Origin of the sequence: Spiroplasma endosymbiont of Polydrusus formosus (assembly GCF_964263245.1) — a bacterium.
Lineage (GTDB): Bacteria > Bacillota_I > Bacilli_A > Mycoplasmatales > Mycoplasmataceae > Spiroplasma.
Map to the genome: position 1 here is coordinate 832,152 of NZ_OZ181656.1, position 14,893 is coordinate 847,044.

The 14,893-nt window shown below is 22.4% G+C and carries 9 protein-coding genes, 1 tRNA gene and 1 pseudogene; 2 read left to right on the top strand and 9 right to left on the bottom strand.

Annotated elements, in window-relative coordinates:
- Positions 1 to 265 precede the first annotated feature (265 nt).
- Positions 266 to 1,430: pseudogene (locus tag ACE38S_RS04475) on the top strand (spiroplasma phage ORF1-like family protein); the annotation flags it as partial.
- A gap of 122 nt (positions 1,431 to 1,552) precedes the next feature.
- Here the strand turns inward: ACE38S_RS04475 and ACE38S_RS04480 are convergent.
- From ACE38S_RS04480 to ACE38S_RS04495, 4 genes are all read right to left on the bottom strand, one after another.
- Complete coding sequence (locus ACE38S_RS04480; RefSeq protein ID WP_374696570.1) at positions 1,553 to 1,993, bottom strand: DDE-type integrase/transposase/recombinase; 441 nt, start codon at positions 1,991 to 1,993, stop codon at positions 1,553 to 1,555.
- 61 nt (positions 1,994 to 2,054) lie between these two features.
- Positions 2,055 to 2,168, bottom strand: a complete 114-nt coding sequence (locus tag ACE38S_RS04485; RefSeq protein WP_374697138.1) for an IS3 family transposase — start codon at positions 2,166 to 2,168, stop codon at positions 2,055 to 2,057.
- Between the two features lie 2,288 nt (positions 2,169 to 4,456).
- Positions 4,457 to 4,696 carry a hypothetical protein gene (locus tag ACE38S_RS04490; protein WP_374696571.1) on the bottom strand — a complete coding sequence of 80 codons (240 nt, stop codon included), beginning with the start codon at positions 4,694 to 4,696 and terminating at the stop codon, positions 4,457 to 4,459.
- Between the two features lie 1,741 nt (positions 4,697 to 6,437).
- On the bottom strand, positions 6,438 to 6,623 hold the full coding sequence (locus ACE38S_RS04495; RefSeq protein WP_374696572.1) for a ribosome-inactivating family protein: 186 nt from the start codon (positions 6,621 to 6,623) through the stop codon (positions 6,438 to 6,440).
- 1,182 nt (positions 6,624 to 7,805) lie between these two features.
- Here ACE38S_RS04495 and ACE38S_RS04500 point away from each other — a divergent pair.
- Positions 7,806 to 7,994, top strand: coding sequence for a hypothetical protein (locus ACE38S_RS04500; protein ID WP_374696573.1), 189 nt, complete (start codon positions 7,806 to 7,808; stop codon positions 7,992 to 7,994).
- Positions 7,995 to 8,500: 506 nt separating this feature from the next.
- Here ACE38S_RS04500 and ACE38S_RS04505 read toward each other — a convergent pair.
- The 5 genes from ACE38S_RS04505 to ACE38S_RS04525 all read right to left on the bottom strand — a co-directional run bounded on the left by ACE38S_RS04505 (position 8,501) and on the right by ACE38S_RS04525 (position 13,681).
- A complete protein-coding gene (locus ACE38S_RS04505) occupies positions 8,501 to 8,764 on the bottom strand; it encodes a hypothetical protein (protein ID WP_374696574.1) in 264 nt (87 codons plus the stop codon).
- A 996-nt stretch (positions 8,765 to 9,760) separates the two neighbouring features.
- Positions 9,761 to 11,185, bottom strand: coding sequence for a proline--tRNA ligase (gene proS / locus ACE38S_RS04510; RefSeq protein WP_374696575.1), 1,425 nt, complete (start codon positions 11,183 to 11,185; stop codon positions 9,761 to 9,763).
- 7 nt (positions 11,186 to 11,192) lie between these two features.
- A complete protein-coding gene (locus tag ACE38S_RS04515; RefSeq protein ID WP_374696576.1) occupies positions 11,193 to 11,876 on the bottom strand; it encodes an acetyltransferase in 684 nt (227 codons plus the stop codon).
- A 61-nt stretch (positions 11,877 to 11,937) separates the two neighbouring features.
- Positions 11,938 to 13,476 (bottom strand): cardiolipin synthase, encoded by a 1,539-nt coding sequence (gene cls / locus ACE38S_RS04520; RefSeq protein ID WP_374696577.1) that lies wholly within the window; start codon positions 13,474 to 13,476, stop codon positions 11,938 to 11,940.
- Positions 13,477 to 13,590: 114 nt separating this feature from the next.
- Positions 13,591 to 13,681, bottom strand: a tRNA-Ser gene (locus ACE38S_RS04525).
- Between the last annotated feature and the right edge of the window lie 1,212 nt (positions 13,682 to 14,893).

Consider the following 14,893-nt stretch of genomic DNA (forward strand, 5'->3'; position numbering starts at 1 on the left):
AGAAAGAACAACACCTTAATTTAGGAGAAAAACAGGTACACTTTGTAAAGATTTTTAAGATATTTAATAAATGTATAATACAACTTAAATATGGTATCAAAAAGTTATTATAGTTTTTATGTAAATATTTAAGATACTGTCCTTTTTCTGAATCAATTAATAATTTTGGTTTTACAAATAAAAAAACCATTTTAGTAAATGGTTTTTTTATTATTATTATTCAATTTCAAAGTTTTTCCAAAAACCCAATCTTTTTTGTGCGACCAAATCAATTTATCGAATGATTTTAACAATTGATGAACATAAAAATATTTTTGCAAGTAATTATAATAATTATCGGTATACTAATAATTTAGGTTTTTTGTTTTTTTATGAAAGAAAAAGAAGATATATTTAATTTTACTGCTGAAACTTATAATTATAATCATGGTAATACTCCCAATACTGGTAAATATTTTTTTGAACAGACAAAAGGTCGAATTAAGATTAATAAATTTTTAAAAGCCTTTTTGCACATGCATTGGTGTCTATATTTCAAAATCGTAGTAATTTTATTGAAAATTGTTATATTGATAATTTAAAATATAATACGGTTTTAATTGATTTTTTGGGTTTAAAATTAGTTAATTTTAGAGATGTTTTAATTGATGAAAATAATACTAATAAAAGTCAATTTGAAAAACTATTAAATAGTATGTTTACTTTTTCTCAAAATTTTTATAAGGATTATTTACGAACGATTTTTGACTTATAAAATGACACTTATGTACAAGGATATAATAAAAAATATGGTTTATTAGTTAATAATGATTTTAAGATTTATCCGTTTTATTTTTATTTTTCAGATAAATATAATCAATTAGATATTAAACTTTATTCAGCATTTAAAAGTCGTTTTATAACACTAACTATAATAATGTTATTTAATTGTGATTTTTTAGTTTCAAATAATTATAGCATTAATCAAAATGATGGTTATGTTTTTGAATGATTTTTAAAAAATAAATATTATTTAAAATACAAAAAAATTGAAGAACAAAAAATCGGTTATAATGTCTTTGAATTACAAACCCAAATAGCAAATGATGTATATCATTATTATGATTTTAATTTCGGAATTTATATAATTGACAATAAATAAATAATGGCAGACTATTTTCCGGTAGTCAATGATGACAAGCACAATATGAAAGTTGTAGTTGATATAATTTAGCGTGTTATATAAAAAATGCTGCAATTTTAATTACAAATAACATTTCAAGTATTAAACAAGTGAATGAATTAGTGAATGGAGTTGGTAAAATTTTTCAAACAATATATAGTTTTTTTAGTAAAACATTTGAGGTATGAAAATTTAGTCAAGTGTTATATAACACAACAAAAACATATTCTTATTAATTATCTTTATGAAATTTGTACGATTAATATAAAAAAGTAAATACAAAAATTGCAACCCCAAAAGTAAGTATTAATAAAAAGGTTTATAAACTTTTATTTATTATATCTTTTTCTTTACGGCTTGAATATCATTTATTTCATTTTTTAAAAATCATTAATGTATTCGTCATGCAATAAGTAAATATGTTATGAATTGTTGTTTTTTTAATAAATAATGGAAACTTTTAACAAAAATATTGTCAGCACAATGATAATTTTTACCAATATAAATTCTAACTCTATTAAATATACATTTATTATTATATATTTTTGATGTGTATTGAAATCCATAATCTGAATGAATTATTATACCATTCAAATCTTTTTTTATCAATTTTATTTTATTAATTGCATCATTTAAATTATCCATTACTAATTTAGTGTTGTTATATTGAGATCACTTTACATCAACTATTTCTTTAGTATATTCATCAATAATTGTTGATTGATAATATCTTTCTCCTTTTAAAATTAAATATGTTACATCAGTATATAGCGTTGAAAACCTTGTTTTTATATCATTGAATTTACAATTAATTAAATCAGGATATTGCAATAAAATTTTTTATTTATTTATTATGTTTATACTTCATTTTTCTTCTCATTTTTCTTACATATTAATCTTTAATATTATTTTCATTCATAATTAGTAATGCTTTTTTAGCATTATAAATAATGCCATAATCTTCTTTTAAATATTTAGTTATCCGACGATATCCAAATTGTTTTAAATTTTATTCATATACTTTTACAATATCATTTATTGCTTTTTTATTTTTTGCTACTGTCATAATTTTTATATTTACCTCAATAACTATGTTTTAACTCCATTACTTCTAATAATAATTTTATTGAATATTCACAACAATTTTGTTTAATAAAAGAGACGATTATTGGTTTGCTTAATTGTAAAAGTCGTGGAGATTTTTTAATAATTCATATCTTGTTTTATAATAGTTTAAATCTTTTTTTCCAAATGGTTTTTTTGACCTTTTTTGTGTATTTAAAATTCCTTTTTAAAAATTTCTTTGTCATTAATCAAGTGTTTTTATATTTATTTTAAATTTTTATGCAACATAAATAAATGATATTTGTTCAATTTCTTTTATTGTATTTTTTCGAAATTATGCAGTATATGTTTTAAATTTTTGCCCTTTTCTTGCCATATAAAATGCACCTCCTTAAAAAGTTTAGCAAAGTATTTTTTTCTTTACTTACTTTTTTGGGTGCAGTCTTACAAAGTTCCTTTTATTCTTTTCAATCTGTAATTTTACCTGTAATTTTATCTATTTTTGGCGTTTAAGGTTCATTTACTCCATTTTAACAATAATATGATTTAAAAAGCTATCCATATTATCCCATTAACAATATGATAAGGAACTCCACTATTATATCAAATTGATTTATTTGAAAAATTAAATTTTATAATAGAAAAATTATCATTTTGTTTTTTTACAATTACAATATATCATTTATTATCTTTATTACGATTCAATTTGTCTAATTGAATTAACTTTCAATTACTATTTTATGATAGTTCTTGTTTTAATTTAACGGTTCTGTTTTATTATTATCTCTGTTTTAGATATTAATCTGGTTTATTACAAACAATTTAGAGTTGTTATGCTTGTTCCTACTAACACAATAGCACCTAAAATGCTAGGCCATTTTTTTATTCCTCCTAAATTATAAGATAACTATCAATTGTATTTGTAACAATTTTTCAAATCATGATTATGACTAGAAGAAAAATGATTATTTATTTCTTTAAAATGATTGTAAATAAGTTTAATTAAAGTATCAATACCATTATCAAAAATTGATCCACCTCAACTACTATAATCTTCTTTATGAAAATTAGTAATTTCTGATTTGATTTGATTTTTAAATTATTGATAATTATTTGTATTTTATTAATAAATTTGTTTAATTTTATCTCATTCATTACTGTTAATGTTCTAATTTTAATTAATCATGAGCTAAAAATTTATAGTATTTTTCAATTTAATTATATTGATTACGTGACTCATGTTTAACTGTTGTATAATCATAATTAATTCATCAAATAATAACATTTCCTGCAATTGCTAAACCATATATCAAATTACTAATGATAAACCTAGTGTGTTTTTAGTTTAGGGTGCTTTAAAAAACTGCAACAGTAACAGTTTCTGATCCACAATAACCGCGCGTTGTTCCTTTCAGTGGCGACAACAATTGCAGTTTTATTATTATGTATGCTACTAATAAAGAGTTTCGACAGCCGTTTTAAACCTTATGATAAAAGTGGCCCGTCATTTCCATTGTTTCTCATGTTTATACAGCAACACTGCTCAATGAACAACTAATAATTATTTTTGTTACAACTCACATTAATTATAGCACCAATAACAGATGTGCCAATGACTGTTAATTTATCTTTAAAACTTTTTTATCATTTTCAGATAAATTTTGATAATGTTAATTGATTTCATTTAATTTTTGTTGTTTTTTTGCTTTTGAAGAGGTGTTATATTTATTTATTGCCTTGGCAGTTGTTGTTTGTAAATTTGAAATATTTGTGTTTATTGATTTATTATTTATAATAGGTAAATTTGAATTATTATTTTCGGTAGATTTATTTAGAATTATTATATTTGTTTTTGTTTGTTGTTCTTTTTTAAATTTTTGTTTATTTGGTGTATCTGTAGTTTTTACTTATGAATTTATACAGCTTTTTACAATTGTATGTTCTGACAAATAAATTATAATTAGTTTTATTATTAACATGAAATATTTGTATAGTATCTGTATCCTGTTCATTATTTTCAGTAAATAGTCTTATATTATTTTCATTAATATTATTATTTAACATGTTACTAATTACTAATATTTCAATTTGTCTCCCTCACTTATTTATTTGTCTCATTCTTTATAAATAAGAATTAATATTAATTTAATTTTCGCTCATTTTAATTGCTATGCTAAAACTTTCTGTCTGATTGTTATTAATATTTATTTGAATGAAATTATCTAAATTTTATTCAATATAATTTATAACTCGATTACGAAAAACAACTATTATTAATCTATGTGCTGTGACATCTTGATATCAAATTTGTCTAGAACTAGAATTTGTTAAATCAAATTGTTGAAACAAATTTCGAACATATGATAAATAACTCAATTGTAATTCACCAAATAACTGGGTAAATCGATTTTTAAATTCTTGATTATTATTTATTGCCAGTAATAAATATGTTATTGCCGTAGTTCACAATAAACAACTATTATATGATGGTACATCATATAATAGTTGTTTATTGTTTTTATTGGAGTATTGATTTTGTTTTTAACTAGTTCTTAGATGATCACTAACAGAAATATTTTAATTACTATTATTGCCATATTTAGGAAGTTGATTTAAAAAACCACTTTTAAATCCACTAAAACCTAATTAATTTTTTTATTTTGAACTATAATTGTTTCATTTGATTTTTTATCAATAGTAAATGTAACTATTACACCACCAGAACAATTTTTATCATTATAAGTAATAAGTGCGGTTGTTATATTAATATTTGTGACTTTAATTTTTTAAAAAAAATAACTTACGATTTAATTCTTTAAAATATTTTAAAATTGTTTATTCAGAGTTATCGACTATTTCTCATAAATTAAGATTTGTAATAATAAAATATCATAATTTAATTTATAATAATTATTTTACTAATTCATTTTGTTTTTATTTTGTTAAATTTCTTCAATTTTGGTTTATTTTTAATAATTCCTTTAATTATTTACTTTCTTTAAAATATTTTTTTAATTAATTAATAAAGTTATTTTTAAATTGTTCTTGAAACTATTTTGAATTAATATATTCTTCAGTTTTTTTAATTATTTCTTCAGTAATTTTTTTATTTTCTTCTGTTTCTTGTTTTTCTTTATCTAATTTTTCATTTATTTTTATTTTTTTTAATTCTTCTAGTTCTTTTTTATTTTCTTCTAAACTTTTTATAATTTTATTTTTTTATCTATGGCTTTTTCTAATAATTAATTATAAAATTTTATTTTATTTTTCAATATGTTATCTATTTATTTTTCAAATTGTTTTTCCAATTCTTGTTCAAATTATTTTGAATTAAAATTTTTTTCATTTCTTATTCAAGGAAATTAGGAATAATTTTTAAAAAATACTGTCAATGTTAATTTTATGATGTTTTAACAATTATTCAGTAATTTGTGTTTTACCAAAAATTTCTGCAAAAACTAAAGGTGTTAATTTTATTTTTTATTAAAGATTTATATCAATATTATATTTTTTAAAATTATCAAAAATTTCTACCGAAAATGGATTTGTTAAATTATCTTTTTTATTTATATCATTAACATTTATTTTGGGATGTTTTAACAAATATCGAACAATTTTTCATTATTACCAAGTACTACTGCTAAATGTAGGGTGTTATATCATTAATAGCTATAAAATTAGTATTAATGTCAGGATTTTTTAATAATTATTTTATAATTTATGTTTCATTAAAAAGCACTGCGTTGTGCAAATGACTTGTATTGCAAAAATGTTCTGTTTTATTTAAATTAATATTTTTATGTTTTGGTAATTCTTTTACAATTTCTGTATAATGAAAATAAAGTGCTATATTTAAGGGTAAAAAAATTATTTTAATTGCCATTTATAATTTCTGATTTCGAAATTAAATTAATCAATAATTTAATAATATCTAAATTTTTTTTGATAAATACTTATAACTAAAAGAAAATTTTCTTATTTCTATTTGTTTTTGTATGTAATTTAAAATTTCAACCTTAATTTTTTTATTTTTTTATTTTTTCAATTTTTACCTGTTCTTTTAAATTATCTAATTATTTAATTTATTAAGTTTTTCTTGAATTTATCATTCTAAGTTTTATTTTTCGGTTTTATCTTTATTTTTTTATTTGATTAATTTATTAAATTTTTCTAAATTAGTTTTTATTTTTTATAGTTCAGTAATTTCATTTTAATTATTTTGTTTTATTTTTTCTAAAAGTTCATCAACAAAATAAAAATATTTATCTTTGTTAATAAATCCCAATAAATAAAAATTATTTAAATTAATTACTAATTTTATATCTTTATTATCACTATTTTTTAATATTAATATTTTATTTTTGTTATTTTTTTGTTTTTTAATTCAATCAGCCATTTTTAGCTCTAATTATTCTAATTTAAAAATAATCGTTTTATTTTAAAGTTATTTACTTAGTAAGTCCACCTATATTTATACTTCTTAATAGATCAATATAATTTCCATCAATAAGTTCTTGTAACATTTTTTGAATATTATCAAAATAATTTTAATTTAAAGTAATTTCTTTTCAATAGTGTCAACTTTACTATCTGAAGTTATTGAAAATTGAGATTGTTGGTCATATTGCGTTTTTGGAATAGTTGATTTATTTTTGTTTTTTTTTGTTTTTTTAATAATGTGTTTTCGATTAGGTGCTGCTTCAATAACTGATTGTACTGCATCACAAGTTATGATAATTGTGCCTAATAATTCTAAAATTTTTTCATTTATTTATTTTCCTTTTTTTATTGAATATTTTTATCAATTTATATTGATATTATACATATAATACAATAACTTTTAAACATTAGTAATAAAAAATGGTAACATAACAAAAGATGATTTTTTATAAAAAAAATAAATTACAATAAATAATAATTTATAAAAAGTTAATTAAATTTCAAAATGTTATAATTAGCATAATTATTCTATATATTTTTTAAGGTGGTTATAAAATAATTAAATATATTATTAATAATTTTAATTTAAGTAATTTACAAGCAAAATTGCAAGATTTTTTAAGTAAAAACTATAAAAATAAATATTATAAAATAATAAAAAAGAAAATATTTTCATATATTAATTTATGTAAATAGTTTTTCATTAAAACTAAGTATTTATTAAAATAGTTGATTAAAAACATTTTAAAAATAAATTTTAAACTTTTTATTATTGAACAAATAAAATTTTACTTATATATGCAAATAATAATTTTGAATATTTATTATTAAAATCAACAATTCCTAAATAATATTAATTATCAATATAATGACTAAATTCATAAAAATATTTGTAATTTATATTTTGAATATTGTATTTTGAATATTGTAATAAACACGCTGGTGAGGTTTTATCTTTGTATTATAATTTAAAAAAAGAATTCACGGCGAATAATTAAAAAATAAAGCACCTAAAAATTTAAAAAAAACTTTTTGTTGGCTTAAAAAAGATGAGCGTTGATTAAAAATAAAAAATAAAATTAAATAAATTAAAAGACAACGCCCAAAATATTAAGTTAAAGAATTAGGATTATTATAAATGAATGCTAAATATTTTATGCCAAGTAAATTTCTGGTTGATAAAAAATATTATGTTTATTATTTTATTGATAAAAGAATGAAAGGAACATTTGGTTATATTCATGATAAATTAAGCACCGAAAATGCTATTGATGCTGTTAAAAAAGCAATAAATTGTTTTAAAAAAATATATTTTGCATTAACATAACATAAATTAGAACTGATAACGGTTCTTAATTTATTAATATTAATCGAAATAATCTAAAAAGTACTGTTAAAGAAACTATTTTTACTCAATTTTTAACAGATAAAATCTTTTACATCAAACAACACCTGTTCGTTCTCCGTAGTCAAACAGTAAAATTGAAAGATTTCATCAAAATTATACTAAGTTATTTGTATTTGATGAAAAATATTGGATGCAGTTAGCTTACAAAATAAAATAAATGATTACTATTATTTTTATAACTTTGAAATAGTACATAAATCTTTAAATTTTCAGACACCATTTGAATTTTTAAATAATTTAACTAAATAATTAAAAATTTATAAAGTTTTATTTAAACTTTTTTAGTGTGTCAATTTTAAAATTTTTATTTATATATTTATCATTTTTAATGATATTTTTATATTTTAATTATATATTTTATTATTTTTTTCTCGTTTTCTTGCAATCTCTAAAATGTTTGTGGTATACTAAAATTTTAATATATTTTATCCATAATTTTTCATCGTGGATTTGTAAAGCATTTGTGTCATCTTTTTTTGCCCTTGAATAGTTGTAATTGTTCCTTTGCTAATAATATTTAAAATTTTGTTACGTTTATAAGCAACTTCAGTATCCATTGCTTGTTTAATATCGGCAGCCCAAAGATTAGGATTAAAATTACTTTTTACAGGATATAATTTACGAGCAAAAGTTAAAATGGTATCTAATTCAACAATTCCATCTTCAAATTCCACTGTTGAATATTTCAATAAATTATCATCTGTATTAAATATTTGTCCATCTTTTCTTAAACCTTCATTATATTTAATATTTTTCTTTTTCTTGTATGTTAAACCAAATTTATTGGATTATTTTCACACAAATAAAGCTTATCAACTAAATTTTTGTTGCTTAATTAACAATATCTCCAAATATTCTTTATGGATCTTATCCTATAATTATCTCTTTCTTGGAATGGCAACCGTTTTTATGACACTTTTTATATGGCCTGTTGTTTTTTTTCTAAATTCAACAGGTATTAAATAATTTAAACTACCATGAATTAAAATATTTTTATATCAATGCACAAAGTCAAATAATTTGTATTTTAATTGGGTTAAATAACTGTTTTTTATAATTAAAAATTAGATAAAATTCTTGACAAGATTTTTGTTACTAAATTATTATCACAAAAATGTTGAAAACCAATAACTAAACTAATTTTATTTGTTTTTATAGTATCAAGACACCATTTTGGAATAATGAATTTCCACCAATTTGAATATTGTACTTCTTTTTGTGAAATTATTAATAATATTTAATGATAGGTTGCTTGTAATTGTGTTGTTATTTGACGTTGTTTTTTATTATTAATATTTTAAGCAATCTTTAAAATGTAAAAATTAATAATTCAAAAGATCGAAATCGCTTTTGCAAAATTTTAATAAGCTCCATCGGGTGTGTCCTACGGTTCTTTTCTATATATGCCCCCGTTGTTATAGTTTGCCCACATAGTGTATAAACCATGGTTTTAAATTGATAATATTAGGGCGCTAATATAAAAATAATAAGGCCCTACTATTATTCCTTATTATTATTAAAATAAAATAACGACATTGTGATATCTAATGCTAAGTTAATTTTATTATTCAGAGAAAAGGAAAAAATTATAAACCGCTAATGGTTCTGAAATAGGATTTTACTAAACAAATAAAAAAACCCTTTACAATTGAAATTTATCAAAAACAAAGAAAGTTTCCTTGTTATTAATAAGCGCGGGAAAAATAAACTAAACTAGTTGCTGGTTGCCCACAATGAAAGCACTTTGATTTTTTGGGTGGCACATCAAAAGTAATACAACGTGATGTTGTTTGGGTCTCGATCTTAACGGTATATTCACATTCAATCCGTCCACAAAAAGGAACTAAAAATAAGCCATTCATTTTCGCTAAAGTTTTTTTATAATCAAAATAATTATCAATTTTTTTTGTTCGTTGCTGACGATTTTTTAACGCCTTTTGATACAGATTTGTCGCAATTTGTTGTAATAAATCAGCAACTATCTTTTCAATTTCTGATAATGTAACGATCATCTTTTCAAAGGTATCGCGACGAACAATGATAACTTGCTCTTTAGCTAAATCATGCGGCCCAATTTCAATTCGCAACGGAATCCCTTTAATTTCGGAATTCGCTGCCCGAAAGCCAAAACCTTTATCAGATTGATCAATTTCACAACGGTATGACTTTAGTTTTTTTTGTAATTGGCAAGCGGCATATAATTGCCCATCACTATCATTATTAATTGGTAAAATCATAATTTGTGTGGGGGAAATTTCGGGTGGTAAAATTAACCCATTATCGTCACTATGTGTCATAATAACCCCTCCTATCAAACGCGTAGAAACGCCTCATGATGTTGAATAGGCGTATTCTAATTCATTTTTTTGATTAGCAAATTTTATATTAAAGGCTTTCGCAAAATTTTGACCAAAATAATGACTTGTACCGCATTGCAACGCTTGACCATCATACATTAATGATTCAATTGTATAAGTTTTTTCGGCCCCAGCAAATTTTTCCTGTTCAGTTTTTTGACCCTTAATAACTGGTAATAATAAAGTTTTTTCAGCAAAATTAGCATAAATATCTAAAATTTTTAGGGTAAACTGCTGAGCTTCTTTTTTTGTAGCATGAATCGTGTGCCCTTCTTGCCACAAAAATTCACTAGTTCGTAAAAAAGGACGGGTTGTTTTTTCTCATCGCAAGACACTAACTCATTGATTGTATAATAACGGTAAATCACGATACCCTTGAATTTCTTTACTAAAGAAAGTCCCAAACAAAACTTCCGATGTTGGACGAATATATAATTCTTCATCAAGCACCTTATCACCAACTTTTGTTACTGTTGCGATTTCAGGGGAAAATCCAGCAATATGTTCTTTCTCTTTATTAAAAAGGGTTTTTGGAATTAATGTTGGAAAATAAACATTTTTTACACCAACTTTTTTAAACCCCGCATCACAAATTTTTTGAATATTTTCTCAAATTGCATACCCATAGGGTTTAAAAATCGTTGTTCCTTTAACTGGCCCATAGGCAATTAAATCAGAATTTAAAACAATATCAGTATATCACTGGGCAAAATCAACTTCACGAGGAGTAATTTTATCTAACTTTCTCTTCATTAGTTATTTACTTCTTTCTATTTTTTGTTAAAACATTGGAAATATTTCCTTTTTCACCTTGAAAAATTTTAAGTTTTAAATGATTACTTTTAACATATGTTTGAATTCGATTTAAATACTGATTATTTTTCATTAATATTCATCTAATTGCCGCTGGTTTAACATCTTCAAAAACTTTGACGCGGCGCGTAACATCATCATATTCTCAGTCTTTTTTTGTTAAATAAAATAAACTTTTAATATCAATTGCAATTACTGCAATTTGAATTGGATTAACTTTTTGCTCTGCAACTCAACTTCAAAAATAGTGCCGTGTTGAATTATCTAATTCAAATTCTAAATGATCTGGTTTTTCTAAATATGTTCAAACAATATATTCACTTTCTTTTGCCAATTGAATATTTTTAATTGGTTGTAAACCAAATTCTAATTGGCGTAAGACATTACTAATGTCAGTATAAAATAATAACAATTTAACTCGTTGTCGATTAAATTCCTTAATAATTTTATGCGTTTTACGGCGTTTAAAACTAAAACCAGTCTTAATCTTACTATTATCATTATCATCATCATCATCAAACAAACTACTTTCTAAATTATCTGATGATGATTCTTGTAATAAGTTCCACTCTCTATCTCTTTTATTATCTTTTATCTGGTAATCATGATTTTTTAATTTATTAAATAACATTATCAACCCTCCTTTTCTCATAAAAATTATACAAAAAATTATTCCCAATGTTGTGATTAACTTATAAAATTGGGGCTACCAATTTTAAACATGTTAATAATAAACGATAACTTAATGGTTTATATTTAATCGGTCACTCACATCATAAAATGGCATGTTCATAATCTCATTCTCACCGCGGAAGAAAACTTTCCACAACTGTTGTATCGTATATCACAGCTGTTGTTTGATGATCAGAAAAGAAACTACGATAATCTAAATTACAAGTTCCAATAATAGCAACATCATCATCGAAAATAGCAATTTTATTATGATTAAAGGTATTATTCATTTCATAAATTTTAACACCACCAGCAATTAAATCTTTACAATAACTTTTGGTAATATCTAACACAAAAATTTTATCCGTTAAACCAGGAATTGTTAACCGAACATCAACGCCATCCCGAGCAGCCATAATTAAGGTTTGAATAAGGTCATTTGGTGAAATAAAGTATGGTGTTGATAATCAAACGCGTTTTCGTGCTCTACTAATTAATGAAATATATAAATCTTTTGTAATTGAACGATCAATATTAGGACTATGATTAACAATTTGTAAATGTGATTTACCCGTAACATTATATTGCTTTGGTTCTAACACTGTTGGTTCTAAGTCAGTAATTTTTTCATGCCGTTTTGTGACAAAATATCAATCATCAGCAAAAATAACTTCTAACCCGCGAACTGCTTCGCCTTCAATTCGCACTTGCGTATCATGAAAAATCCCAAACTTTCATGAACAATCAGCATATAAATCTGCTAAATTAATTCCCCCAGTATAACCGATTAAACCATCAATAATAACATCCTTTCGGTGATTACGATAGTTTGCATTACCACTAATAAAAGGTGTAATAATTGGTAAATACTTATAAACTCGGACCCCAACTTTAATTAGTTTTTTAATGCTTTTTTTACTAATTTTAAAATAACTTCCAACATGGTCATAAATCATGTAAACACGAATTCCACTGGCAATCCGTTCTTTTAAAACTTCTAAAAAAGACTCAAATAACTCACCATCCGCAACAATAAAATAAGTTAACAAGATATATTCTTGTGCTTGCTGTAAATCAGTTAATAATGATTTGAAAACATTCGTTCCATTGGTAATAATTTTAATTTGATTATTTTGATATAATGGTTTATTAGCATGCCACATGAGTAACTCAATAACATTCCTAAATTTTTGCGTTGGTGCAGTATATTTACTCAAAGCGACCTTATTTTTTTTTAAATAAATATCATATTCTAATTTATTTAAATGGTTATATAATAATGATTTTTTATTTGAATAATGGTGTTTTCTTCCAAAAAAAACATATGAACATAACCCAATAAACGGAACAAAGTTAATAAAAATAATTCACGAAAATTTAACTTCATAACGTCGTTTTGAAAAAAAGAAAAATAATGAGAAAACTAAATCAAGAATAACAATTCCTAAAAAAATATACAAGAACTTAACATTAAAAATAACAACAACAACAATTAACCCCATAATCGCCATTCCAAATAAAAAAATCATTGATAAAATAATTTTTAATCAATTTTTCATTATGTTTCCCCTTTATGACACAATTATTAATATCTTCATTCAATAATTTAAAAAGAGTTGTAAAATTATTATAACTCTTTTTTGTCTTTTATCGTCTAATGTAATGTAATGTAATGGCGGAACAGAAGAGACTCGAACTCTCGCACCAGTTACCCGGCCTAACACCTTAGCAGGGTGCCCTCTTCACCAACTTGAGTACTGTTCCGTAAGTGATACCCTATAAGTAATGATACCCTATAAATATTATACAAAAAATATCATTTTAAACAAGCGGAAAAGACCATTTTTGTGGAAACCCCACATATTTAATAATTTAGTTCGTATCATTAATAAATTTATTTCATAAAAATGAAATTTCTATCATTTTTATGAAATAAATAATTTACAATCTTTGTGCTTTTTTCTAATATCATTATAAATTTTTAAAAATGAATGCTATATCATCTTTATTAACTTTTAATATAACTTCATTTTCTCTTATTATTTTTGGCCATTTTAAAATATTTAATTTTTTCTTCATTTAATTTTTGAATAAATTATAATCAAGGAGCATTCATACCTAACCAACAATTATATTAATCATAACTATTATTTTCAAACTATACAATTTTTTCTTTAAAAAAATTTTTCTTCTTTTAAATAAGATATTTTCTTCTCTTAAATTAAAAATTTTTTCGCGTAAATTATCAAATTTTTTTGGTAGTAATAAAAAAAATAAGTTTTTATAAAAATTATAAATAAAGTAATTAAATATAAATTAAAAAAATATAATAAATCACAGAAATGAAATTATAAAAATTAACTAATTTATATGGCAAAGGGGTTAATTTTAAATTTTAAAGATAATATCTGGTGAATAATGCAACTATTAAAACTTAATATTTTATGATGAAAGATTGATAACTCACCTATGGTACGAAGCTTTAAAGAAAGTGTGAAAGCGATTGGGTTTACTTCCTATTTATTTCTTTAATTTTCGGCAAGATTAATCACTTGCGAAATGTCAGAGCGTGTGTTTTTTGGCTTGTTTTCATAAAAAGAGTGTTATTAAACCAAAAAATATCGGACACTAAAAAACAAGATGGTTAGAACTTTCAAAAGGTTATTTTCTTTACCTGAATTGTAAATATATTTGGGATACTTTATTGAATATTTTGTATTAAATCAAATTAATTTTTATAATTTAATGATTTTATTAGCATTGAATTTATTTTCAATATTATTTTATTTAAATAATATTGAGAAAATATTTGATAAATCTATTTATTTTGGTAAAATTCATCTCAAAATTCCATTATTATTTTCGTTTAATCCTCTTTAGATAGAACAACCAGCATCAGCAAAATAAACTTTTATTTTACAAATATTTTTAAGTTTTTTTACTTGCTAAATTCTTTACCACGATCAAATGTAATTG